The sequence below is a fragment of the Micromonospora sp. bgisy143 genome (genome assembly GCF_057708145.1).
Genome location: NZ_JBYIRN010000006.1, coordinates 1 through 24,034, shown reverse-complemented (window position 1 = coordinate 24,034; position 24,034 = coordinate 1). Strand labels below are relative to the sequence as shown.

At 72.1% G+C, this 24,034-nt stretch carries 24 protein-coding genes; 14 read left to right on the top strand and 10 right to left on the bottom strand.

The window, feature by feature from the left end; all coding sequences use genetic code 11:
- Positions 1-69: 69 nt before the first annotated feature.
- Entirely contained in the window at positions 70-1,503 is a 1,434-nt protein-coding gene (locus AC3EN4_RS10455) for an ATP-binding protein (RefSeq protein WP_435205732.1), read from the bottom strand.
- The gene (locus AC3EN4_RS10450; RefSeq protein ID WP_422740537.1) at positions 1,500-3,158 is read right to left on the bottom strand and encodes an NAD(P)/FAD-dependent oxidoreductase; all 1,659 of its coding nucleotides are present in this window, start codon (positions 3,156-3,158) and stop codon (positions 1,500-1,502) included. The genes AC3EN4_RS10455 and AC3EN4_RS10450 overlap by 4 nt, the downstream gene beginning before the upstream one ends.
- Before the next feature lie 147 nt (positions 3,159-3,305).
- Between AC3EN4_RS10450 and AC3EN4_RS10445 the strand changes: the two genes are divergently transcribed.
- The 3 genes from AC3EN4_RS10445 (at position 3,306) to AC3EN4_RS10435 (ending at position 6,587) form a co-directional block, all read left to right on the top strand.
- On the top strand, positions 3,306-5,558 hold the full coding sequence (locus tag AC3EN4_RS10445) for a hypothetical protein (RefSeq protein WP_435205731.1): 2,253 nt from the start codon (positions 3,306-3,308) through the stop codon (positions 5,556-5,558).
- 25 nt (positions 5,559-5,583) lie between these two features.
- Positions 5,584-6,075 (top strand): SsrA-binding protein SmpB, encoded by a 492-nt coding sequence (smpB, locus tag AC3EN4_RS10440; protein ID WP_435205730.1) that lies wholly within the window; start codon positions 5,584-5,586, stop codon positions 6,073-6,075.
- Between the two features lie 119 nt (positions 6,076-6,194).
- On the top strand, positions 6,195-6,587 hold the full coding sequence (locus tag AC3EN4_RS10435; RefSeq protein WP_435205729.1) for an SCO5389 family protein: 393 nt from the start codon (positions 6,195-6,197) through the stop codon (positions 6,585-6,587).
- Positions 6,588-6,666: 79 nt separating this feature from the next.
- Here AC3EN4_RS10435 and AC3EN4_RS10430 read toward each other — a convergent pair whose 3' ends face one another.
- The gene (locus AC3EN4_RS10430; RefSeq protein WP_435205728.1) at positions 6,667-7,533 is read right to left on the bottom strand and encodes an aldo/keto reductase family oxidoreductase; all 867 of its coding nucleotides are present in this window, start codon (positions 7,531-7,533) and stop codon (positions 6,667-6,669) included.
- 139 nt (positions 7,534-7,672) lie between these two features.
- On the opposite strand from AC3EN4_RS10430, the gene AC3EN4_RS10425 reads away from it, so the two are divergent.
- The 5 genes from AC3EN4_RS10425 (at position 7,673) to AC3EN4_RS10405 (ending at position 11,365) form a co-directional block, all read left to right on the top strand.
- A complete protein-coding gene (locus tag AC3EN4_RS10425; protein WP_435205727.1) occupies positions 7,673-8,116 on the top strand; it encodes a winged helix-turn-helix transcriptional regulator in 444 nt (147 codons plus the stop codon).
- Between the two features lie 99 nt (positions 8,117-8,215).
- Positions 8,216-8,641, top strand: a complete 426-nt coding sequence (locus tag AC3EN4_RS10420; protein ID WP_435205726.1) for a TOBE domain-containing protein — start codon at positions 8,216-8,218, stop codon at positions 8,639-8,641.
- Positions 8,638-9,432, top strand: coding sequence for a molybdate ABC transporter substrate-binding protein (gene modA, locus AC3EN4_RS10415; protein ID WP_435205725.1), 795 nt, complete (start codon positions 8,638-8,640; stop codon positions 9,430-9,432). The genes AC3EN4_RS10420 and modA overlap by 4 nt, the downstream gene beginning before the upstream one ends.
- The gene (locus tag AC3EN4_RS10410; RefSeq protein ID WP_435205724.1) at positions 9,429-10,244 is read left to right on the top strand and encodes an ABC transporter permease; all 816 of its coding nucleotides are present in this window, start codon (positions 9,429-9,431) and stop codon (positions 10,242-10,244) included. Before modA ends, AC3EN4_RS10410 begins: the two co-directional genes overlap by 4 nt.
- 56 nt (positions 10,245-10,300) lie before the next feature.
- Positions 10,301-11,365 carry an ABC transporter ATP-binding protein gene (locus AC3EN4_RS10405; protein ID WP_435205884.1) on the top strand — a complete coding sequence of 355 codons (1,065 nt, stop codon included), beginning with the start codon at positions 10,301-10,303 and terminating at the stop codon, positions 11,363-11,365.
- A gap of 126 nt (positions 11,366-11,491) precedes the next feature.
- Here AC3EN4_RS10405 and AC3EN4_RS10400 read toward each other — a convergent pair whose 3' ends face one another.
- The 3 genes from AC3EN4_RS10400 to AC3EN4_RS10390 form a co-directional block, all read right to left on the bottom strand.
- Positions 11,492-11,905: a type II toxin-antitoxin system Phd/YefM family antitoxin gene (locus tag AC3EN4_RS10400; RefSeq protein ID WP_422740546.1), complete on the bottom strand. Its 414-nt coding sequence runs from the start codon at positions 11,903-11,905 to the stop codon at positions 11,492-11,494.
- A gap of 42 nt (positions 11,906-11,947) precedes the next feature.
- Entirely contained in the window at positions 11,948-12,517 is a 570-nt protein-coding gene (locus tag AC3EN4_RS10395; protein WP_435205723.1) for a GNAT family N-acetyltransferase, read from the bottom strand.
- Between the two features lie 61 nt (positions 12,518-12,578).
- Positions 12,579-13,796, bottom strand: a complete 1,218-nt coding sequence (locus AC3EN4_RS10390) for a hypothetical protein (protein WP_435205722.1) — start codon at positions 13,794-13,796, stop codon at positions 12,579-12,581.
- A gap of 158 nt (positions 13,797-13,954) precedes the next feature.
- Here AC3EN4_RS10390 and AC3EN4_RS10385 point away from each other — a divergent pair, with 158 nt between their 5' ends.
- The 5 genes from AC3EN4_RS10385 (at position 13,955) to AC3EN4_RS10365 (ending at position 17,875) form a co-directional block, all read left to right on the top strand.
- Entirely contained in the window at positions 13,955-15,514 is a 1,560-nt protein-coding gene (locus AC3EN4_RS10385; protein ID WP_435205721.1) for an NAD(P)/FAD-dependent oxidoreductase, read from the top strand.
- A 65-nt stretch (positions 15,515-15,579) separates the two neighbouring features.
- Positions 15,580-16,221, top strand: a complete 642-nt coding sequence (locus tag AC3EN4_RS10380) for a hypothetical protein (protein WP_435205720.1) — start codon at positions 15,580-15,582, stop codon at positions 16,219-16,221.
- Positions 16,158-16,481 (top strand): effector-associated constant component EACC1, encoded by a 324-nt coding sequence (locus tag AC3EN4_RS10375; protein WP_435205719.1) that lies wholly within the window; start codon positions 16,158-16,160, stop codon positions 16,479-16,481. Before AC3EN4_RS10380 ends, AC3EN4_RS10375 begins: the two co-directional genes overlap by 64 nt.
- A gap of 69 nt (positions 16,482-16,550) precedes the next feature.
- Entirely contained in the window at positions 16,551-17,504 is a 954-nt protein-coding gene (locus tag AC3EN4_RS10370) for a hypothetical protein (RefSeq protein WP_435205718.1), read from the top strand.
- 83 nt (positions 17,505-17,587) lie between these two features.
- Positions 17,588-17,875 carry a hypothetical protein gene (locus AC3EN4_RS10365; protein ID WP_435205717.1) on the top strand — a complete coding sequence of 96 codons (288 nt, stop codon included), beginning with the start codon at positions 17,588-17,590 and terminating at the stop codon, positions 17,873-17,875.
- A gap of 25 nt (positions 17,876-17,900) precedes the next feature.
- Here the strand turns inward: AC3EN4_RS10365 and AC3EN4_RS10360 are convergent, their stop codons facing one another.
- The 4 genes from AC3EN4_RS10360 to AC3EN4_RS10345 are packed head-to-tail and all read right to left on the bottom strand — an operon-like array spanning position 17,901 to position 22,972.
- Positions 17,901-19,157, bottom strand: a complete 1,257-nt coding sequence (locus tag AC3EN4_RS10360) for a cellulose binding domain-containing protein (RefSeq protein WP_435205716.1) — start codon at positions 19,155-19,157, stop codon at positions 17,901-17,903.
- A 34-nt stretch (positions 19,158-19,191) separates the two neighbouring features.
- A complete protein-coding gene (locus AC3EN4_RS10355) occupies positions 19,192-20,628 on the bottom strand; it encodes a cellulose binding domain-containing protein (RefSeq protein WP_435205715.1) in 1,437 nt (478 codons plus the stop codon).
- Entirely contained in the window at positions 20,625-21,647 is a 1,023-nt protein-coding gene (locus AC3EN4_RS10350; protein ID WP_435205714.1) for a pectinesterase family protein, read from the bottom strand. The genes AC3EN4_RS10355 and AC3EN4_RS10350 overlap by 4 nt, the downstream gene beginning before the upstream one ends.
- Positions 21,648-21,679: 32 nt before the next feature.
- Positions 21,680-22,972 carry an MFS transporter gene (locus tag AC3EN4_RS10345; RefSeq protein WP_435205713.1) on the bottom strand — a complete coding sequence of 431 codons (1,293 nt, stop codon included), beginning with the start codon at positions 22,970-22,972 and terminating at the stop codon, positions 21,680-21,682.
- Positions 22,973-23,095: 123 nt separating this feature from the next.
- On the opposite strand from AC3EN4_RS10345, the gene AC3EN4_RS10340 reads away from it, so the two are divergent.
- On the top strand, positions 23,096-24,034 hold a 939-nt coding region (locus tag AC3EN4_RS10340), incomplete at its 3' end, for a LysR family transcriptional regulator (protein ID WP_435205712.1).

Below are 24,034 nucleotides of genomic sequence, written 5' to 3'. Positions count from 1 at the left end.
GGCGGGAAGCACGGACGCCGCCCGACACTACTGCCCGCAGCCACCCGATGTCTCTAGGTAGTCGGCGTGTCAGGGCAACGCGGCCGCTTCCTCGGTGATCGGCAGCAGCACCCGGAACGTGGTCCGCCCGGGCTCGGTCTCCACCCGGATGTCGCCGTGGTGTTTGTTGACCACGATCCGGTACGAGATGTCCAGCCCCAGCCCGGTGCCCGCGCCGACCGGCTTGGTGGTGAAGAACGGCTCGAAGATGCGCGGGCGCACCTCCGGCGGGATACCGGGACCGGTGTCGGTGATCTCCACGGCCAGCAGGTCGCCGGCGCGTCCGGTGCGGACGGTCAGCACGCCCTTCTCCCCCATCGCGCCCAGGGCGTTGTCCACGAGGTTGGTCCACACCTGGTTCAGCTCCGCCGCGTACGCCGGGATGGGCGGCAGGCTCCGGTCGTACTCGCGGACCAGCTTGACCTCGGCGGGGATCTTGCCCTTGAACATGACCAGCGTGGCGTCGAGCAGATCGTGCACGTCCACCACCCGGTGCGGCGCGCGGTCGATCTGGGAGTACTGCTTGGCCGCGCCCACCAGGCCCGAGATCCGGGTCACCGCATCGCCGATCTCACGCATCAGCAGTTCGGTGTCGACCGTGTACGACAGCCACCGCACCGCGGCCTCCAGGTCCGCCGGGCCGACGGCCGCCTTCACCTGAGCGAGCCACGCCGCGTCCAGACCCCCGGCGACCAGGATGGGTGCCAAATCCCACGCGCCGCCCACACCGTGGTCCTCCAGCCAGTCGGTGAGGGTGTCCTCGGCGTCGGCGGTGGCGACCGGGCTGAGCTTCGGCGCGGTCGCCACCCGACCCACCGCCTCCTCCTGCAACGCGACCAGCCCGTGCAGCGCCCGCCCGTCGAGCCGCCCGTCGGCGATCATCGCGAGCTTGTGCCGCATCCCCGCGACCCGGTCGCGCAGCACGGACGTGGCCCGCACCGCCGCGGCGGCCGGGTTGTTCAGCTCGTGGGTCAGACCCGCCGAGAGCGAGCCGAGCGCCAGCAGCCGTTCCCGCTCACCCACGATGGTCTGGCTGTCCCGCATGCCGAAGAACAGCCCCTCCAACAGGTGCATCGGCATCGGGAACCAGGACCGCAGGGCGTGCGCGAAATCCTCCGCCGGCAGCACGAAGAACTCGGCGTCGACGAGCGCGCGCAGGCTGTTGCGGTACGTCTGCTCGACCTGGTCGCCCAGGTACGCCTGGGTGGCCCCGCCGTACACGCCGCGCTGGTCGGTGCGGCTGACCTCGACGTCGTCGCCCCGGACCTGACGGCTCAACGCCACCGCGCCGCCCAGCAGCACGAAGAAGCAGGTGGCCGGCTCGCCCTCGCCGTACACCAGGGTGCCGCCGGCGCGCTGCTCCACCCGACCGTGCTCGGCCAGCCAGTCGAGCTGCGCGTCGTCGAGGGCCTCGAACAGGAACAGGGTCCGGAGTTGCGCGGGCGTCAGCCGGTCGCTGGTCATTGGGCCTCCAGGTAGCGGTGCACGAGCGACACGGCCATCGCGCCCTCGCCGACGGCCGAGGCGACCCGCTTGACCGACTCGGCACGCACGTCACCGGCGGCGAACACCCCCGGCACGCTGGTTTCCAGGTGGTACGGGTCGCGGGACAACGACCAGCCGGCCGGGCGTCGGCCACCGGCCAGCAGGTCCGGTCCGGTGACGATGAAACCGCGCCCGTCCCGTACGAGCACCCCGTCCAGCCAGTCGGTGCGCGGCTCGGCGCCGATGAAGATGAACAGCCAGGAGGTGTCCACCGTGCGGCTCTGCCCGGTGCGGGTGTCGCAGAGGGTGAGCCGTTCCAGGTGGTCGTCACCGGCCGCGCCGACCACGGCGGTGTGCGGGTGCACGGTGATCCGGTCGATGCGCGCCAACTGGTCGATCAGGTACCGCGACATCGACGCCGTCAGGTCCGCGCCCCGGATGAGCAGGTGGACCCGGGCGGCGTACCGGGAGAAGTGCACGGCCGCCTGCCCGGCCGAGTTGGCCCCGCCCACGATGTAGACGTCCTGGTCGACGCAGCTCGGGGCCTCGGTGGCGGCCGCCCCGTAGAACACTCCCCGGCCGGTGAAGTCGGCCAGTCCGGGGGCGTCGAGCACCCGGTAGGACACGCCCGTCGCCAGCACCACCGTGTGCGCGGCGATCTCGCTGCCGTCGCCGAAACGCAGCAGCCGTGCGCCACCGGCCTCGCTCAGGCCGACCACCTCGCGGGCGCTGAGCAACTCCGCGCCGAACTTGACCGCCTGCCGGCGGGCCCGGTCGGTCAACTGCGCGCCGGAGACGCCGTCCGGGAAGCCCAGGTAGTTCTCGATCCGGCTGCTCTGCCCGGCCTGCCCACCGGTCGCCCGCCGCTCGACGAGCACGGTCCGCAGCCCCTCGGACGCGCCGTAGACGGCCGAGCCCAGCCCGGCCGGACCGCCGCCGATCACCACGAGGTCGTAGAAGTCGGACGCCGGCACCACGGTCAGCCCGGCCAGCGCGGCCAACTCGGCCTCGCTGGGGGCCACCAGCGCCTTGCCCTCGGCGGTCACCACCAGCGGTACGTCCGCCTCGGTGGCACCGGCCGCGTCGAGCAGCCGGGCGCCCTCCGGGTCGTCGGACAACAGCCAGCGGTACGGCACGAGATTGCGGGCCAGGAAGTCGCGGACCTTGAACGACGGCGCCGACCAGCGGTGCCCGACCACCCGGATCTCGGTGCTGGCGGCGTCCGGGGTGACCGACCACGCCTCCAGCAGTCCGTCGACGACCGGGTACAGCTTCTCCTCCGGCGGGTGCCACGGCTTGAGCAGGTAGTGGTCGAGGTCGACCACGTTGATCGCCTCGATCGCCGCGTCGGTGTCCGCGTACGCGGTGAGCAGCACCCGGCGGGCGGCCGGGAAGATGTCCATGGCGGCCTCGAGGAACTCGACGCCGGTCATCTCCGGCATCCGGTGGTCGGCCAGCAGCAGCGCCACCTGCTCACCGCGCAGCTTGACCTCCCGTAGCGCGTCCAGCGCCTCCGGCCCGGAGGCGGCGCGCAGCACCCGGTAGCGGTCGCCGTAGCGGCGCCGGATGTCCCGGGCCACCGCCCGGGAGACCGCGGGATCGTCGTCGACGGTCAGGATCACCGGGTTTGCCATGGCGCCAATAGAACCACCTCGCGGGGCCGGACCGCACCACCGGTGGCCGCGGCCACGAGGCGTGACCCGGCCCGGGACGGGTAAGCGGCACCGCCGCGGGCGGCCGGCGCCGTCGACCGCCGGCTGTCACACACCTGCGGGGGGCCCATGCCGGACGCGTCGCCGACCGAACCGCCGAGGGGTCGGATCGTGGAGCTGCGGGTGCACGGCGTCTCGGGGGCGGGCGCCGACCGGGTGCTCAACCGGCCGTTCGTGCACCAGGTGGCCGGCGACCGCAGCGGCGGCTTCTACCGCCCCCGCCCGGGCTACCCGGACTCGACCGGCACGGACGGAGTGACGCTGGAGGCGTACCGCTGGAACGACCTGCCCTCCGGTACCGCCGTACGGACGCTGTCGCTGGTGTTCCTGTTGCCGTTCATGCTCTGCAACGTGGCGCTCTGGATGCGTCCGGGGAACAAGCCGGCGAAACACGGCATCGTCGCGCTGTGCCGGCTGCTCGCGCTGACCCTCACGATGCTCTACGTGCTCTCCATCGTCGGGATGGCGGTGGACCTCATCGCCTGGCGCTGCATGGGCGACCCCGATTGCGTGGCCGGACGGAGTTGGCTGTCCTGGCTCGGCGGACGGCCGCCCGGCGTACGCCTGGGTGTGCTGGCGCTGGTGCCGGTGGCCGCCATCGGGATCGTGTGGTGGCTGGGCGCGCGGCCGAGCCACTCGTTCGACGCCTTTCGCACCGGCGCCGTGCAGGAGACCTCGGTGCACCAGTTGAGCGCCGTCGGCCAGTGGGACGGCACCCCGGTGGTGGGGCGCCTGCGCTCGCTGCACGTCGCGGCCGCGTTCGCCACGCTGGACGGCAGCCTGCTGGCCGCCTGGGACAGCGACAACTCCTCCTGGGTCCGGGCGGCGCTGGCGGTGGCGACGGTCGTCGTGCTGCTCGCCTGCCTGTTCCTGCTGACCCAGGTGAGCGGCATGGATCGGACCAGCACCGTGCCCCCGCTCGAGCGCGTCACCCGCGGACTCCGCACGATCGCCTTCGGCCTCACCATCCTGGTGATCGCGTACACCATGGCCAGCGGCGAGCCGTGGCCGCAGAGCAGGATGCTGCCCGGGTACAGCGCCGCCGTGGCGTGGTTGTTCGTGAGCCAGACCGTCCTGCTGGTGCTCCTCGCGGCGGCGGTGGTCGTCGCCCGCGGCCGCGGGCGACGCGCGGACGGCCGACGGCTGCCACGGCTGCGGGCGCTGGGCGCGCCGGTCTTCGTCACCGTCGCCGCCGGGCTCGCGGTGGCGTTCTCCGCCGAGTTGGTCTACCGGGTGGCGGACGTGTTGGACCGCGACGGTGGGCACGCGCAGAAAATGGCGTTCGACCCGCCGCTGGCGTACAAGTGGGCGATCTGTGGGTTCTTCCTGGCGGTACTGGCGGCGGTGCTGGTGGGCGTGCTGGTCACGGTCGTGACCCGCCCCAGCCGGTGGCGGGCCGCGCGGGCCATCGTGGCCGCCGACTTCCCGGACGCCCCGCCGGAGGCTGCGGGACGGCTGCGCCAGGTCCAGCAGGCGGTGGCCCGGGCCCGGTTCACCGAACGGCTCGAACCGCTGACCGTGTCCTACGCCGGGTTCGCCGCGCTCGGCCTGGCCACCAGCATGCTCGGCCTGTTGCAGATCTATCCCGGCGATGTGTTCGAGCAGTACCTCGGCGTGCCCGACAGCTTCGTCAACTTCCTCATCGGGGCCGGCAGCTACGCGATCGGTGTGATCCTGGTCGGGCTCGTGATCGGCGGCATCTTCGCCTACCGCACGGCCGGGTTCCGCCGGTACGTGGGCGTCCTGTGGGATCTGGGCACCTACTGGCCCCGGGGAGCGCATCCCTTCGCGCCGCCCTGCTACGCCGAGCGGGCGGTGCCGGAGCTGGCCAAGCGGATCACCTACCTGGCGGACCAGGGCGAGGGGGTGCTGCTGGCCGGGCACAGTCACGGTTCGGTGCTGCTCGCGGCCACGCTGCTGCAACTGCCGCGGCGGGTCACCGACCGGGTCGCCCTGCTCACCTACGGGTCGCCGCTGAGTCGGCTGTACTCACGGCTGTTCCCGGCCTACGTCGACAGGTCGGCGCTGCGGGAGATCGGCGACCGGGTCGGTTGGCGCTGGGTGAACCTGTGGCGCGACACCGACCCGATCGGTGGGTGGATCTTCGCCCCGCACCGGCCTGGGGACGCCGCGCCGCCGGCCGGGCCGGAGGCGGCGGTGGACCGCCGGTTGACCGACCCGCACGGGCTCGTGCCACCGCCCAGCGACAGCGTGCCGCCACCGATCCTCGGTCACTGGCCGTGCGAGTCGCAGGAGGAGTTCGTGCAGGCGGTGCGGGACCTGGCCGGGCGGCTGCGCGCCGAGCGCCGGACGGGACGCTGAGGCGGCGGCCCGATATCGTCGCCGGGTGAGCCCGTCCCGCAAGCCCGAGCGCCGGCTGATCGCGTCGAACAAGAAGGCGCGGCACGAGTACACCGTGCTGCGCACGTACGAGGCGGGCATCGTGCTGATGGGCACCGAGGTGAAGTCGCTGCGCGAGGGGCGGGCGTCGCTGGTCGACGCGTTCGCGCACGAGCGCGACGGCGAGATCATGTTGTACGGGCTGCACATCGCCGAGTACCGCTACGGCACGTGGACCAACCACGCGCCGCGCCGGAACCGCAAGCTGCTGCTGCACCGCGCCGAGATCGGCAAGATCCTGGAGAAGGTCCGCGAGGGCGGGGTGACCCTGGTGCCGCTGTCGATGTACTTCGACAACGGGTGGGCCAAGGTCGAGCTGGCCGTGGCCAAGGGCAAGCGCACGTACGACAAGCGGCAGACCCTCGCCGAGCGCGACGCCAACCGCGAGATCGCCCGGGAGCTGGGTCGACACCTCAAGGGCCATCCCCGCCGCCCCTGAACCGGGGTTTTTCCGCGCGCCACGCCGCGCCGACCGTTGACGACATCCGCACGGAGTGATGTGCTCACGTCGATGCCGTTAATGAAAACGGTAGTCGTTACCCAAAGCGGAGGAGAATCATGTCGCTCACCGTCCCGCCCGCCCTGCTCGACACCGCCGAACGCGGACCCGTCGACGACGAGGCGTTCGTCGCCTGCGTCCGCGACTCCCTGCCGTACGCCTGGGCCACCGTCAGCCGGGTCGTCGCCGATCTCGAGGCCGGCGACGCCGACCTCGCGGACAACGTCGTCCCGCCGCCCACCGACGCCGACCGCGGGCAACTGCTCCGGGCGCTGGCGAGCGACGCGATCCGCGCCGGCCTGGAACGCCACTTCGGCGTACGACTGGCCTTCCAGAACTGCCACCGGGTGGCCGCGTTCCGCCCGTCGGCGGTCGACGGGGAGCACTACCGCCGCTTCGTCTCGCCCCGGGGGCAACTCCTGAACCAGTCCCCTGAGCTGCGCAACTGCTGACGGACCGGCTGGTGGGGGTGTCGCCGCCGCGCGACACCCCCACCGCACCGGGCCCGCGATCGTGCGGGTCGAGGCGCGGTCAGCGCCCGATCGTGTCCAACTCGACGACGTCGTCGTCGGCGAGGGCGAGTGCCGCGCCGGCGATGTTCTCGCGCAGGTGCGCCACGGACGACGTGCCAGGGATCAACAGGATGTTCGGCGACCGCCGTAGCAGCCAGGCGAGGGCGACGGACATCGGTGTCGACCGCAGCCGCGTGGCGACGGCCGAGAGGACCGCGGACTGCAACGGGCTGAAGCCGCCCAACGGAAAGAACGGCACGTAGGCGACGCCCTGGTCGGCCAGCGCGTCGATCATCTCGTCGTCCTGGCGGTGCGCGAGGTTGTACCTGTTCTGCACGCACACGATCGACGTGATCGACTGCGCCTCGGCGACCTGCTCCGGCGTCACGTTGCTCACCCCGAGGTGCCGGATCAGGCCCTGCCGCTGGAGGTCGACGAGCGCCTCCAGCGCCTCCGCCACCGGCCCGGGTTCGGGCCCCTCGGCATTGCCGAGCCGCAGGTTGACCACGTCGAGCGCGTCGAGGCCGAGGGTCTGAAGGTTCTCGTGGACGGCCCGACGCAGGCTCTGCGGGTCGCGAGCCGGGGGCCACCCGCCCTGCTGGTCACGGACCGCGCCGACCTTGGTCACCAGGTGCAGTGATTCGGGGTACGGGTACAGCGCCTCCCGGATCAGCTCGTTGGTGACGTGCGGCCCGTACGCCTCGGCGGTGTCGATGTGGGTGACACCGAGTTCGACGGCCTCGCGGAGGACGGCGAGTGCGCCGTCCCGGTCGGCCGGCGGCCCCATGACCCAGGGGCCGGCGAGCTGCATGGCGCCGTAGCCGAACCGGGTGACGTCCAGGTCACCCAGCGTCCAGGTGCCGCCGGGAAGGGAGTGGGAAGCCATGTTCGTACCTCTGACTCTCGCATCGCACCGGGTGGTTCCGGTGCCTCGCTGTTACCGGAACCAACTGTCAGGGTGTAGCTTCCTTTCGGGAAGTAGGAACCTGAAAGTACGTAACTCACCGGGGTGAAGGAGCACGGCGATGGCGACGACGACGGCGGCCCAGAAGAGGGCGCAGGCCAAGTCGGACTACGACGCGTTCCTGGCGCAGTGTCCGAGCCGCAAGCTGCTCGACCGGATCGCGGACAAGTGGGTCACACTGGTGCTGGCCGCGCTCCGCGGCGCAGGCTCGCCGCAGTCCGGTGCCGACTGCTCCGGCGAGCCCCGGCCGATGCGCTACTCGGAGCTGTCCCGCCTGCTCGCCGGTGTCAGTCAGAAGATGCTCACGCAGACGTTGCGTTCGCTGGAGCGGGACGGTCTGATCACGCGCACCGTGGAGCCGACCGTGCCCGTCACGGTCACCTACGCGCTCACCGACCTGGGCCTCTCCCTGCACGAGGTGGTGCGCGGCCTGAAGAGCTGGGCCGAGACGCACATGGACGACGTGTTCGCCAACCGCGCGACGTACGACGGTCGCGCGACCTGATCACCCCTCGCACCTACCCACTGAGAAGGCCGCAACGACACGCAGGAACCATCTCATCCGGCAGTTCCTCCTCGCAGGTGCGGACGCTAGGGTGGTCCCGTGACGACCTTCCGGATCGGCGCGGCGGCCGACCTGCTCGGCGTCAGCGCCGACACCATCCGCCGCTGGGTGGACGCCGGGCGGCTGCCCGCCGGGCGCGACGAACACGGCCACCGGATCATCGACGGGGTCGACCTCGCGGCGTTCGCCCGGACGCAGGCCGCCGACCCGGACGCGGGTGCCGAGTTCTCCTCGGCGCGCAACCGGTTGCGCGGCATCGTCGTCGACGTCCGCAAGGACACGGTGATGGCCCAGGTCGACATCCAGGCCGGCCCGTTCCGGGTGGTGTCGCTGATGAGCCGGGAGGCGGTCGACGACCTCGACCTGCGGGTCGGCTCGGTCGCCGTCGCCGTGATCAAGTCGACCACCGTGGTGGTGGAGCGCGCCGCTCCCGCCGCCTCGGCCGCAGCGCGGGGGAACGGATGAGGCGTCGGGCCCGACTCATCGCGGCGGCACTGGCGGTGGCCGTGCTGGCGACGGCCGGCTGCGACCGTACGGGCGACCCGGCGACCGGGGGCGACACCCGGGACGGTCGGGTCAGCGGCACGATCACCGTGTTCGCCGCCGCCTCGCTGACCGAGTCGTTCACCCGCATCGCCCGGGACTTCGAGGCCGCCAACCCCGGCGTCACCGTCACCCTCAACCTGGCCGGCAGCTCGGCCCTGGCCAACCAGATCACCCAGGGCGCACCGGCGGACGTCTTCGCCTCGGCCGCGCCGAAGAACATGGCGACCGTGACCGAGGCCGGCGACGCCGACGGCACGCCGTTCGTCTTCGCCCGCAACCAACTGGTGATCGCGGTGCCCGCCGGCAACCCGAGGGGCGTGACCGGCCTCGCCGATCTCGCCCGTCCGGGAGTGAAGGTGGCGCTCTGCGCCGACCAGGTGCCGTGCGGCGCGGCGGCGCGTACCGCCCTGACCGCGGCCGGCGTCGCGCTGACGCCGGTCACCCTCGAACAGGACGTCAAAGGCGCGCTGGCAAAGGTCAAGCTCGGCGAGGTCGACGCGGCCCTGGTCTACCGCACCGATGCCCGCGCCGCGCGCACCGACGTGACAGGTGTCGAGTTCCCCGAGTCGGCGCGGGCGATCAACGACTATCCGATCGTCGCGCTGACGAACGCGCCGAATCGGGCCGGCGCGCGGGCCTTCGTCGCGTACGTCCGCTCGACGCCGGCACAGGCGGTCCTCGCCGAGGCGGGCTTCCAGGCGGCCCGATGAGCCTGCTCCACGCGCCCAGCACGTTCCGGCGGCGGGGACGGGTGCCGGCGGCGCTGCTGATCCCGGCCGGGCTGGGTCTGCTCTTCCTGGTCCTGCCGCTGGCCGGGCTGGTGGTCCGGGCACCGTGGACGACACTGCCGCAGCGGCTCACCGCGCCGGGGGCGCTGACCGCGCTGCGTCTGTCGGTGCAGACCGCGACCCTGGCCACGCTGCTCTGCCTGCTGCTCGGGGTGCCCCTGGCGTGGCTGCTGGCCCGGGTCGAGTTTCCCGGCCGTCGGCTGGTCCGCGCCCTGGTCACCGTGCCGCTGGTGCTGCCGCCGGTGGTCGGCGGCGTGGCGCTGCTGCTGGTCTTCGGCCGGCGCGGGCTGCTCGGCGGCTGGCTCGACGCCACGTTCGGCGTCACCCTGCCGTTCACCACCGCGGGCGTGGTGCTGGCCGAAGCGTTCGTCGCCATGCCGTTCCTGGTCATCGCCGTGGAGGGTGCGCTCCGCGCCGCCGACCACCGCTACGAGGAAGCCGCCGCGACACTGGGTGCCAGCCGGTGGACCACCTTCACCCATGTCACGGTGCCGCTGGTGGCGCCCGGGCTGGCCGCCGGCGCGGTGCTGTGCTGGGCGCGGGCGCTCGGCGAGTTCGGTGCCACCATCACCTTCGCCGGCAACTATCCCGGGCGTACCCAGACCATGCCGTTGGCCGTCTACCTGGCGTTGGAGACCGACCTGGAGTCCGCGATCGTGCTCAGCCTGGTGCTGCTGATCGTCTCGGTGGGCATCCTGGCCGCGCTGCGCGACCGCTGGCTGGCCGGCCCGTGACCGCGCCGACACCGGACGACCGGCTCGGGACCGCGCCGCCGGCCGACCCGCCGGCGATCGCGCCGCTGCTGGATGCCCGACTGGTCGTCGACCGGGGGGCCTTCCGGCTGGACGTGCCGCTGCGGGTCGCGCCCGGCGAGGTCGTCGCGCTGCTCGGGCCGAACGGGGCCGGCAAGACCACCGCGCTGCGCGCCCTGGCCGGACTGCACCCGCTCACCGCCGGGCACATCACCCTCGACGGTGTCGACCTGGACCGGCCGGCCGGCCGGGGCTGGGTGCCCACCGAGCGTCGGCCGATCGGCGTGGTCTTCCAGGACTACCTGCTGTTCCCGCACCTCGACGCGTTGGACAACGTGGCATTCGGGCCGCGCCGGCACGGTGTCGACCGGCGGGCGGCACGGGTCACCGCGCGGAACTGGCTCGACCGGGTGGGCCTCGCCGGCCAGGCGCACCGCAAACCCCGCCAGCTCTCCGGCGGGCAGGCGCAGCGGGTGGCGCTGGCCCGCGCGCTGGCCGTCGGGCCGTCGCTGCTGCTGCTCGACGAGCCCCTGGCCGCGCTGGACGCGCGTACTCGTCTGGAGACCCGCGCCCAACTGCACGGTCACCTGGCCGCGCACCCGGGCGCGACGGTGCTGGTCACCCACGATCCGCTGGACGCGTTGGCGCTCGCCGACCGCCTGGTCATCGTCGAGGGTGGGCGCGTCGTCCAGGAGGGCGACGGCCCGAGCGTGACGGCCCGGCCGCGCACCGACTACGTGGCACGGCTGGTCGGGCTGAACCTCTACCGGGGTCGGGCCGACGGCCACGGGGTACGCGTCGCGCCGGATTTGACGCTCAGCGTGGCCGACCGGCTCGACGGCGACGCGTTCGTGGCGTTCCGCCCGGCGGCGGTGGCCCTGCATCCGGCGCGACCCGACGGCAGCCCTCGCAACACCTGGGCGGGCACGGTGACCGGCGTGCAGCGCCACGGCGACAACGTGCGGGTGCAGGTGGACGGGCCGATCGGCGTGGCCGCCGACGTCACGCCGGCCGCGGCGGCGCAGCTCCGGCTGATACCCGGCCAACGGATCTGGGTGGCGGTCAAGGCGACCGAGACCCACGCGTACCCGGCGACGACCTGACGCCGCCGTCGCGCGAGGAGCGGGCGCGCGGCCGTCGCTGTCGGGCTCGGTGCGCAGGCCGATGCCGGACCGGATGCGGCCCCTGCTACACGATGCGCAGCCGGCCGCCCGTCCGGTGAGCGGAGGTCAGTCGGCGAGCAGGTCGGCGTGCGCGGCGCGTAGCCGGGCCAGGGTCGGGTCGCTGCCCGGGACGACCCGGCGGTCCAGCTCGGCCCACACCTCGGCCAGCGCCGCACGGACCGCGCCCAGCTCGGCGGCGTGCCGCTGGCTGCTGCGGCGGTGCTGCTCGTCGAGGCGGCGGGCCCAACCGGCGGTGACCGCGGCGAGCCGGTCGGCGTCGGCGCGGGCCTGGGCGGCGCTGCGGGCCGCGACGGCGGGAACGATCGCGGCGACCGGGCGGGAATCGCCGTCGCGGGTGACGACGGTGACCGCGTCGGTCAGCTCAGCCAACGCGACGAGCTGGCTGAACCGGGTGCGCGCCTCACGCAGCGGCACGGAACGCGGCGGGTCGGAATGTGGGGTGAGCGCGGGGATGGCCATGAATGCATGCTGCCGCCCGGGTACGACAGAAATCCGTCGTCGTCAGTGGACGGTGGGCGGCGGTACGGGGGCGGCCCGCCACTCGTCGGCCAGCACCGACCAGATCTCCAGGTCGATGCGGCCGTGCGGGCCCGGGTAGACCTGGCGCAGGGTGCCGTCGTGACGCAGGCCGAGCCGGCGGGCCAGGGCGATGCTGCGGACGTTGGCGGCGTTGGTGCGCCACTCGACGCGCTGGATGCCGCGCTCGCGTACCGCCCAGTCGACGATCCGCCGTACCGCGGGGGCCACGATGCCCCGACCCTGCGCCGCCGGCTCCAGCCAGCAGCCGACCTCGCACAGGCCGAGCGTGACGTCGAACGACACGAACATCACCCCGCCGACCAGCGTGCCGCGCCACCACAGCCCCCAGATGCCGCCGGTGTCGGCCGCCCAGCGGTCGGCGTAGCGCTGCAACACGGCCCGGGCCGACGGCAGGTCGGTGGCGACGAAGGACGGCGACACCCAGGGCCGGATGTGCTCCCGCGCCCGGTCCAGGTGGGCGAGGAACTCCTCGGCCTGCCAGGGGTGCAACGCGCGCAGCTCGACGTCCTCGCTCAACAGCAGGGCGAACACCGGGCCTCCATTCGGGCGCGCTCGGGTATCGCACCATCCTGCCTGGCCGACGCCCGGCCCATCAAATGATCATGTGGGTCCAGTAGCTGAGCCAGAGCACGAACAGCGCGCCCTGCACGAGGGCGAGCGCCGCCGTGAGCCACACGTCGACACCCGCCCGGCGGGCCCAGCGGGCCAGCACCAGGGCCACCGGGAACGCGGCCAGCAGGTAGCGCAGCAGGCTCTTGTAGACGGCGGGGCCCAGCGACAGCGGCACCAGCACCATGAGCACGCCGTAGACCAGGTAGGGCACCTCCCGACGGCGGAGTCCGGCGACCAGGACGACCAGCACGACCAGGGCGAACAGCACCCGGGCGGCGTCGCGCGGCTCGCCGGTGAACGCATCCAGCACCACCGGAACGGGGTTCTGCGCCTCGATCCCCCAGCCGGCCTTCTGCGCGTGCTGGTAGGCGAACCAGTCGCCGCCCCGCCACCGGCAGAACGCCATGAAGGTGAACCATCCGGCGGGCAGCAGCAGCAACGGCCAGCCGGTCCGCAGGTAGCCGAGCAGGGCACGCGGACCGAGCCGCCAGTCGTGCTGGCGCAGCAGCACCAGCGCCAACGGCAGGGCGACGAACAGTCCGAGCGACCGGCTCATCGCCAGGAAGTAGCCGACCACGCCGACCAGCAGCCACCGGCGGCGCTCGGCGTAGTAGAAGGCGGCCAGCGCGAGGCAGACGAACAGCGACTCGGTCAGCGCGGCCTGGAACAGGAAGGCCGTCGGCAGGAGCACGAGGTAGCGGGTGAACCGCCGGGCCGCGTCGGCCTCACCGAGCAGCACCTCGGCCAGCCGATAGCCGTACCCGAGGGCGCCCAGGAACGCGACGTTGCTGATCAACAGCAGGGCCAGCGCGTTGTCGCCGCCGAGCAGCGCGCCGACCGGTCGGGCGAGGAAGGGGTAGAGCAGTGGAAAGCCGAAATCCCCCCACGGTCGCCCGGTCAGCGGCAGTTCGCTCAGCCGCAGGTAGAGCAGCGCGTCCCAGGCGAACCAGAACGAGATCCACCGGTGCCCGGAGATCTCGCGCTGCTGCGCCCACATCAGCGCCTCGTCCGGCGGCGGCGCGCCGGGAATGCCGTCCCAGGCGTGCAGGACCAGCAAGCCGAGCAGGGTCAGCAGCAGCTTCGCGCCGAGAAAGAGCCCGATCAGGTACGGCCAGGGCGCCGGCATCCGGTGGACCAGTCGCGCGCCCGCACCGGCCAGCGCCGCCGCACGCCGCCGGCCGTCTCGCCACCGGTGCATCCGCCCCGCTCCCCCGGTCCGCCCCGCCGCCCGCCGCCCTCCCCGTTGTACGCCCCGGCGGCGCTCGCCGGAGGGGAAACCCACCAGGACCAGGAGGTGACATCCCGGGCATAAGGGGTACGCGGGCCGCCTCGACCAGCAACAGGGAGTACGGCGGCATGAGCGAGCAACACGGCACGGTGGTCATCGGCGCGGGGCCGGCGGGGCTCACGGCGGCGTACGAACTGCTCCGCCACGGGCGGCCGGTCCGGGTCTTCGAGGCCGACGAGGTGGTCGGCGGGATCAGCCGAACCGTGGAGCGCGACGGCTGGCGCTTCGACATCGGCGGGCACCGGTTCTTCACCAAGGTCCCCCGGGTGGAGGCGTTCTGGCACGAGATCCTGCCCGACGAGGACTTCCTGACCCGACCCCGGATGAGCCGGATCTTCTACCGGGGCGCCCTGTTCAACTATCCGCTGAGCGCGACGAACGCGCTGCGCAACCTGGGTCTGCCGGAGGCGGTACGCTGCCTCGGCTCGTACGCCCGGGCGCGGCTGCGCCCACCGCGCGACCAGTCGCACTTCGAGGGCTGGGTGTCGGCCCGGTTCGGTTGGCGGCTGTACTCGATCTTCTTCAAGACGTACACCGAGAAGGTCTGGGGTATGCCGGCGGACCGGCTGCGGGCCGACTGGGCCGCGCAGCGGATCAAGAACCTGTCGCTGGCCACGGCGATCCGTAACGCGCTGCTGCCCCACCGCCGCCGCACCGACGTGACCAGCCTGATCGAGGAGTTCCAGTACCCGAAGTACGGGCCCGGGATGATGTGGGAGCGCTGCGCCGAGCAGGTACGCCAGCGCGGCGGCGAGGTGTCGACCGGTACCTGGGTGACCGCCGTGCACCGCGACCCGAAACGACGTCGGGCGATCAGCGTGACGCTCAACGGCGCGGGCGGGCAGCGTACCGAGCCGGCCGACGATGTGATCTCGTCGATGCCGATCTCGGAGCTGGTCGCCGCGCTGCGCCCGCCCGCGCCCCCGGAGGTGCTGGCCTGCGCCGCCGACCTGCGCTACCGCGACTTCCTGACCGTCGCGCTGGTGGTGCCGGCGGAGTTCTCGTTCCCCGACAACTGGATCTACGTGCACGATCCGGCGGTACGGGTGGGCCGGATCCAGAACTTCGGCTCCTGGTCGCCGTACCTGGTCAAGGACGGGCGCACCTGCCTGGGCCTGGAGTACTTCGTGTTCGAGGACGACGAGATGTGGCGTACCTCCGATGCCGACCTGGTGGCCCTGGCCACCGCGGAGCTGGAGCGGCTCGGTCTGGTCCGCCCGGGGGTGGTCGAGGCCGGGCACGTCGTGCGGATGCCGAAGGCCTATCCGGTGTACGACGAGCGCTACCAGCACAACGTGGACGTGATCCGGGCGTGGCTGGCCGAGGCCGTGCCGAACGTGCACCCGGTGGGACGCAACGGCATGCACCGCTACAACAACCAGGACCACTCGATGCTCACCGCGATGCTGACCGTCGACAACATCGTCACCGGCAGCGCCCACGACATCTGGTCGGTCAACGTCGAGCAGGACTACCACGAGCAGTCGACCGACGGCGACGTGCGGCGGGGCACCGGCCGGGACGCGCCGGTGCTGCCGAGCCGGATCATCACCGCGCCGATCACCGCTCCCGAGGCTGCCCGCACGGCCGGCGACGGCGGTCGATCCGCGCAGGCGCCGCTGGTCTGAGTAGGGACTTAGTCGTCCAGGCCACCCAGTAGGGTGTCGGGACAGCCCGGCGGCCGGGAGGGTCCATGACGCCAACACAGGTCTCCATCCACACGGGAATGACCACGGGCCAGCGGATGGTCCGCAAGCTCTGCAAATGGCTCTTCTTCGGCCTGCTCCTTGGCGTGCTGCCCATCGTGTGCCAGACCGGTGTCCTGTGGTTGCAGGGAAACACGTCCGAGGCGATCGACGTCTTCGGTGACGGCGAGTTGTTCTTCCTGGCCGTGGGCCTGGCCACGGCGGCCGTGGGCGATCTCGTGTTCGACCGCAGGATCGACGGGCACGCGGACATCGCCCACGGTCTCGCCATCGCCGCGGCGCTCATCATCATCACGCTCGCGGCGGTCGGTTACGGGGCGGCCAAGACCGTGGACGAGATGTCCGGTCCGGCCGTGGCGCTCGCCGCGTCACCGAGTGCCGCGGCGCTGCCGAAGTCGGTCGGCGTCTCCGCTCCGGACGTGCCCGACTCGATCGGCGTCGCGCCGACGGTCCTCGGTGGCGCGCCGGCCACAATGGGCGCAGCGCCGGAGTCGCCGCGAGCACAATCGACGGCCGCCGCCCAGACGGCCGAGGACCGCCGCAACCGCATCACCCAGGTCTCCGTGTGGGTGCTGCTCTTCGCGATCGTGACCAGCGTGGCCAACGTGGTGCTCTCGGAGAGGTGGTGACCGTGTTCGAGGCGCTGCTGATCGCGGTCGGCGGGTTGACCGCTGTCGGTGCGGTCGCCAACACCGTCTGGGCCGTGTTGCGGGGTCGTCGTGATCGACCGGCCACGAACACCGTCGAGGTGACGGTGGACGGCCGGACGTTGCGGGTCGAGGGCGCCGACGAGGCCGATATCGCCGAAATCGTGCAGGCATTCGTGAAGCGCCAGGAGGAGCGCAGCGGGGCGGTCGAGCGCGAGGCGGGCGAGCCCGACAAGGCGTGATGCGGTGGCGGCACCACCGCCGACTGACGAGCTCGGACCTCCCCTGGACGGCGTGGCTACCATCCTCTCGTGATCGAGGAATTGATGAGACGCGCCGCCACCGAGGACGACGACGCGATCGAGGAGTTGAGCGCCATCGCGGACGCCGACCCTCGCCGGCTGACCCCGCACCTGGGTCTCCTGCTCGACCTCGACGTGCTGTACCCGGGAAAGTTGTACCGCGCGGCGGACGCCGACCTGGTCCGTCGGATCATCGAGCAGGTCGACAGCGGCCGAACGCCCGACCGGCTCAACCACCTGCTCATGGTCCTGGCGCACACTGCTCACCCGTCCGCAGAGAGCGCGCTGCGTCGCTGGACGACGCAGCCTCCCGCGGGTTCGGACAAGCTGCATGTCGATGCGCTCAGCTACGCGCACGAGGGCGGCTGGGCGGTCGGCGCGGACGGTCGGCGACGGGACCTGTGCGGGGACACCGCGTACCGGTGGGTCATGCGGGAAACGCCGCCGGGCGTCGATCGGTCCGCTTGCCCCTGGTGCTCCTCGCCGCTGTGGGTCGCCGCGGACCTCGACACCACGGACGCCGACATCGCCGCGGCGCTGGCCCACACGGGGTGGTCCGGGCGATTGGTGATCGAGACCTGCCACTTCTGCGCCTGCTACACGACGCTGTACAGCCACGTCACGCCGGCCGGTGACGTCACCTGGTGGGCCGGCAACGCCCGCCCGACCTACCTCCCGGACGCCACCCAACCGGAGGATCCCCCGGCACTGTCACCGGTCCTCGGGCCGGCCTTGACGAGCCCGTACCAGGTCAGCGCCTGGAACCAGGGTGGATCGACACTGGGCGGCCGGCCCGAGTGGATCCAGGACGCCGAGCACGCCGACTGCCCCGGTTGCGGCGAACTTATGGACTACGTGGGTCTGATCGCCGGCGCCGACCTGGACGAGTACGGCGAGGGCGCGTTCTACCTGCACCTGCACCAGCCGTGCGGCTTCGCCGCAGTGAACTACCAGCAGAGTTGACCGCGCGACAGGGTCGCGGCAGGGCGATCGCCGTGAGTCGCTGACGTGCTGTCGCCAGCAGACCCGAGCCGAAGGAGTCATCCGTGGCACTTGGCAGCGAGCAGCGTCGCGCAGAACGCAGGCCGCGCGTCGAAGGACTGTTCGCCGGTGGGCAGGTTGACGCCGCGCTCGACCTCCTGCACCTCATGGACATGGCCTGGCACGACTGCTACGGCCCGCAGGAACTGGAGGTTCCACCTCCGGTGCTCGACGATGTCCTGCTGCTGGCAGACGGTGACCTGGCCGTCCTGATCACCGTTGCTCGCGAGGCGGTCATCGACTTCCGGGACGTCCGGATCGCTGCCGACGAAAGACGTACGCAGAGCCGGTAGCTGCGCACTCCGTCAAGGGGCGGTGTCACCTCAGGTACGCGGCGAGCGGGATGTTCTGTGCCCGCAGGGCGGTGGCGACCAGGCCGGCGATCTGTCGGGCTCCGGCCACCTCGAAGTGGGTGTGGTCGTTGCAGAAGAACGCTCCGACCGCGCCCGTCGAGTAGTCACCGTTGTTCGGGCACAACCTGAGCGTGTTGTAGAGCGCCACGCTCTTCGCGTGCAGGTCGATGACGGGTACGCCGTTGGCGGCGGCCGCTGCCGTCGTCTCGGTGACGAAACCGCGATTGCCGACGGCGGTGCCGCCGCTACAGGTGATCGCCGCGACCGGGGTGACGAAGATCGGCTTCACGCCCCGGGCCTTGGCGGCCGTCGCCATGACGCCGAGCAGTTCCTTGAAGCGGTTGCGACCGACGTGGCGCGGGCAGGCCGAGTCGCCGTCGTTGATGCCGAACTGGATGATCAGGTAGTCACCGGCCTTGAAGCCACTGCCGCTGTCCAGCATCGCCGCCCACCGTGCGCTGTAGGCGGTCGAGCTGAGCACGCACTCGCCGGCCGAGTTCTTGGTGGTGGTCACGTTGCCCTCGTACAGCCACGTCTGGATGCTGCGCCCGCCGACGGCGCTGTTCCGCACGGTGACGTTCGAGGTGAGGTAGGACGCGAACTGGCTGCCCCACCCGATCGGACAGGAACTGGCGTTCATCATCGTGGAGTCGCCGGCCATCCACACCGTGATCGGCGCGGGTGTCGGTGACGTGGACGGGCTGACCGGCGGCGTGCTCGGACCGGTGCAGGGTGTCGGCTCGGGCGACGGCGTCGATGTCGGCGACGGCGCGGTGGGCGACGGCGTCGGCGCGGTGGGGCTCGCCCCCGGTGGTCCGACGCAGGTGGTGCCGTTGAACGTGAAGGACGAGGGCACCGGGTTGCTGCCGTTCCACGAGCCGGTGAAACCGAAGGCCACCGACGCGCCAGTGCCGACGGCACCGTTGTAGCTCATGTTGGTGGCGGTGACCGCCGTACCGGTGACCGTGACGGTGGCGTTCCACGCCTGGGTCACGCCCTGCCCGGAGGCGAGGCGCCAACCGACGGTCCAACCGGTCACCGCGTCCCCGAAATTGGTGACGACGACATCCGCGCCGAATCCGCCGCTCCACTGGCTGGTGATCCGGTAGTCGACGGCGCACGCCGGGGCGGCGGCCCGGGCGGTGGCGACGCCGAGCCCGCCGGCCGCGACGGTCAGGACCGCCGCGGCCAGGGCCAGGAGGCGCGATCGGCGAACCTTCATCGGTTACTCCTGCCTCGATCGGGGACGCCCACCGTCAGGTGGCGGCGGCGCACGGGGAGCCGTTGAGGGCGAAACCGGTGGCTCCGGTGAGCGGGCTGTCGGTGATGATCCCGAAGCTCGCCGAGCCGGCGGCCGGGATCACCGCGTTCCAGGCGACGTTCGCCGCCGTGGCCGCGGCGCCGGACTGGGTGACGGTGGCATTCCAGGACTGTGTGATCCGCTGACCGCCCGGCAGGGACCAGGTCAGGGTCCACCCGTTGACGCCGACGGCGGAGGTGTTGTGGAGCGTCACGTCGAACTGGGCGCCCGTACCCCAGTCACCGGTCTTGCGGTAGCTGACCGCGCAGCCCGCACCCGCCGGAGGCGTCGGCGCACCAGTGGTCGGCGCGGGGGTGGTCGGGGGCGGGGTCGTGGGGGGCGGGGTGGTCGGGCCCGGGGTGGTGGTCAGGCGGGCGCTGAGGATCGGGGCGAGCCGGTCGGTGATGGCCTGGTGGCCCGCGTCGTTCGGGTGCACCGAGTCGCTGAGGCCGCCGGCCGGCAGCCAGCCGGTGGTGTCCACGTAGACGACGTTCGCGTCACCGGCGGCGTTACGGACCCGCACCGCCGCCTCCGTCTCCGCCGCGTAGCGACCGATGAACGTCCGCAGGGCGAAGAGCGTGGCGTTCGGGAACGTGGCCCGGATCCTGGTCAGGAAGGTGGTGTACGCCGCCTGGAAGGCCGTGGCGCTCACGCCGTGGCTCTTGTCGTTGGTGCCCAGGTTGATCACCACGCCGTCGGCGGTGTAGCGGGAGAAGTCCCACGGGTCGGTGCCGGCCTGACCACCGGAGGACATCCAGTAGCGGGTCGACTGGGCCCAGCAGCCATCGGTCGTCTCGGCCAGACACATCCCACCGATCGCGATCTGGGTGTGGTCGTACCCGAGCCGCTCACCGACCTTGAAGGCGTAGTCCGTCACGGCGAGTTGACTGCTGGTGGCACCTGCGGTGATCGAGTCACCGACGAACTCGACCAGCTTGGGGCGGACCGGTGGCCGGTACGTGCCCGCGCCGGAGTCGAGGACCAGCCCCTGGAAGACCGCGTCCCCGGTGTAGGAGCCGGCCACCTGCCGGTAACTGACGATCAACGTGTGGCTGCCGGCAGCGAGGGCGGTCGGCGTCAGGTTGATCGTGCCGGAGCCGGTGAAGGACGTGAACGCCCCGCCGTCGATGCTGGCCCACAACTGGATGGTGTTGCGCTGTCGAAGCTTCACCGTCCGGCCGGTGAACCCGACCCGCAGGTACGCGCCGGCCCAGTAGGGCACGTAGGCCGAGGGATTCGTCCTGTTCCACCGGCCGACGAAGCTGATGTTCGAGTCCGTCGGTGTGCCGTCGCCGGCGGCGGCCTCGGCGCTGAGCACCGGTAGACCCGCGGCGAGCACCCCGGCGGCGACCGCGATGCCGGCGGCGGTACGCAGCGAACGGATCCTCGTCATCGGATGGGGTTCCAGCCGTCGGTGCCCGCCAGGTAGGCGGTGGGTGTGTACTGGGCGGCGGTGGAGGCGCTCATCTGGGGCCGGTTGGCGTTGACGCCGGCGCCCGCCCCGGTGCTGCCGTACTCGGCGAACCGTGCGTCCCGCCACGAGAAGCCGGACATGTCGGTCCAGGGGTCGGTACGGATGTGCGCGCCCATCGTGACGCCCCGGTAGAGGACCTGACCACGGGCGTTGACGTCGCCGCTGGGGTGCCAGGGTCGACCCAGGTAGACGGTCCGGGCGGGGGCGTTGCTGGTCAGGGTGGTGCCCCAGAACAGGAAGCCGTACTTGTTGTTGATGTCGGTGGCCGCGGCGGTGAGGTAACCGTTGTTCGACGACGAGCCCCGGGTGAGCGAGTGGACGGTGCCGCTCTGGAAGACCATGGTGCCCCGGCCGAAGATGAAGTCGACGTCACCCTGCACGTAGGAGTTACGGACGTAGAGCCGCCGGACCGCGCTGACGCTGGGGGCGTTGACCAGCAGGGTGTCCTGGTTGCCGAGGATGCGGACGTTGTCGAACTGCACCCGGTCGCCGGAGGTGTTGACCGCGACGGCCTGCTCGGCGTCGAGGGTGTGCGCTGCCTCGTCGAAGTCGTTCGACATGGTCAGGTTCCTGATGGTGGTGTCGTTGGCGTTGACGAAGACCGAGGCGCTGCCGGACGTGCCGTACGTGCCGCCACCGGGCTTGGTCTGGCCGGAGGCATGCCCTTCGACGATCACCACCTGGCTGGCGGAGCTGCCGGCGCCGACCAGGGTGAGGAAGGGCTTGTTGGCGGGAATGGTGACCACGCCCCGGTAGGTGCCGGGTTTGATGGAGATGGTGACCGGAACACCGTTGTTCGCCGCGACACTGTCGATCGCCGCCTGCACGGTCAGGTAGGTGCCACTGCCGTCGGCGGCCACCGTGATGGTCGTGGCCGCCGACGCGGCAGTGGCCGGCGCGACCGCGGCGGCGAGCGCGCACACCGTCAGCACCGCCATCGAGCGCACCTGACGAGCCCTGCCGGATGTGGTCATGAGCGTTCTCCGATCCCGGGCCGCTGCCGAATCTGATGTCGACCGGCAGACGACGACGTTACGTGAACGTTAACATCGACGTTTGGAAATATAAAGCGTCGGCCGGGCAGCAGGAGCGGGGTGGCGAGCAGGAGCACGCCGGAGACCGTGATCGCCGTGAGCGGGCTGGTGAGGGTCGCGAGCACACCCCAGATCACCACCAGCGCCGCCTGGACGAGCCGACTGACGGCACTCCACATGCTGAGGACGCGAGCGGTGTGGCTCAGCGGAATGCGGCGCAGCCGCTCGGTCGCGGAGATCGGGTTGAAGACGCCCATGCAGGTGATGAGCAGCCCCTCGACGACGATCACGGTGAGCAGCCCGGGGACACCCGGCTGGACGAGGGCGAGACCGAGTGGGAAGACCGAACGCAGCCACCCGGAGACGATCATGACCTGGTGCCGGCCGTGGCGGGCCACCAGGCGGGCGGAGAGGCGGGCGCCCACCAGGCCGCCGAGCGCCGGGACGCCGAAGGCGAGACCGTACTGCCACGCCGGGAAGTGGTACTGACCGAGCAGGAGTACCGCCAGCAACGGCGCGGTGGCCATGATGAGGCCGCCGACCAGGACCGCGTTGAGGAACAACCCGCGCAGGACGGCGTCACCGACGATGATTCGCCACCCGTACCGCAGGTCGGCGGGTCGCGGTCCGGCCGACCGGTCGCGGGGTGACGCGACGTCGCCGCCGCGTACCCGCCGGACCGCGAGCGCCGACAGCAGGTAACTGAGGGCGTCGACGCCGACGGTGACGACCGGGCCGAGCAGTCCGACGAGCGCGCCGCCGAGCGGCGGCCCGGCCGCCGTCGCCGCCCAGGCCGTGCCCTCGAACCGGCCGTTGGCGACCAGCAGGTCGTCGCCACGAAGAAGATGCTTGAGGTACGCGCCGGACGCCGCGGCGAACGCGATGCCCGCGGTCCCGCAGACCACGGAGACGACCAGCAACTGACCGTACGACAGCAGACCGAGGGCGTACGCGACCGGGACGCTCGCCATCGCCGCGGCCCGGATCAGGTCCATGGCGATCAGCACCGGACGCTTCGGCCGGCGCTCGACCCAGGGCCCGAGGGAGAACGCCAGCACCGCCACGACGGCCGGACCGACCGCCTCCAGCAGCGAGACCGCGAACGGCGACGAGTCCAGCACGCGGACCGCGATCAGCCCGAACGCGCCGAAGGCGAGCCAGGTGCCGTACGTGCTCACGGCGTAGGCCGACCACAGCCAGCCGAAGTCGGGCCCCAACCGCGCGCGCATCTGACTCCCTCGGGACAACCGGTGTTCGGATCCGGGGCAGCAGATCGCAGCCTTCTACCTGGAAGCAAACAACCGGATCAGGCCGCGTCACAACCATCGGTTGTGCGGGTCCATAATCAGCCGGTGGATACCGAGGCGGTACGGTCGTTCGTGCGGGCAGCCGAGTTCGGGCAGTTGCAGCACGCGGCCGACGAGCTGGGGGTGACGCAGCAGGCCGTGTCGAAGCGGATCGCGGCCCTCGAACGCGCGCTCGACGTCCGGTTGTTCACGCGTACCCCCAGAGGGGTCGAGCTGACACCCGACGGCCAGGCGTTCCTGCCGCACGCCCGGGGCATCGTCGCCGGGGTGGACCGCGCGGTCGCCGCGATCAGACCGGGCTCGCGGGCCCTGCGGATCGACGTTCTCGGCCTGCGCTCGGCGCAGGCCGTGGTCCTGCACGACTACTGGCGCTCGCATCCGGAGGTCGACCTCGACGTCGTGACGCTGCGGGTCAGCGACCCGCGCGAGGCGGTCGCCGCGGTGCGGGCGGGGGACGTGGACGCCTCGTTCCGGTCGGTCACCGACCCGGCGACGCTGCCGCGCGAGGTACGGGTGGTGCACGCCTTCGACTCGGCGCTGGAGCTGCTCGTCGGCCCACGGCATCCGCTCGCGTCCGCGCGCACCCTGACGCCGGCCCACCTGCGGGGGCACCGGATCTGGGTGCCGGGCATCGCCCCGCGCAGCGAGTGGGCGGACTTCTACCACCAGCTCGCCGCCGCCTTCGACCTGCGGATCGACGCCGCCGGCCCGCACTTCGGCGACGAGGTGCTGCTCGACATCCTCGCCGAGTCCGCCGACGTGGCCACCCTCGTCGGCGCGCGCGACCGGTACCTCTGGCCGACCGGCCATGACCTGCGCCGCATCCCGATCGCGCGCCCGACGCTGGCGTACCCACTCTCGCTCATCCTTCGCCGCGCGAACCCGCACCCGGGCCTGCGCGCGGTGCTCGACCACTGTGCCGGCCTGACGCCGTTACCGGCGACGACCTGGCGTCCGAGCTGGGCAGGGGCTTCGAGACACGCC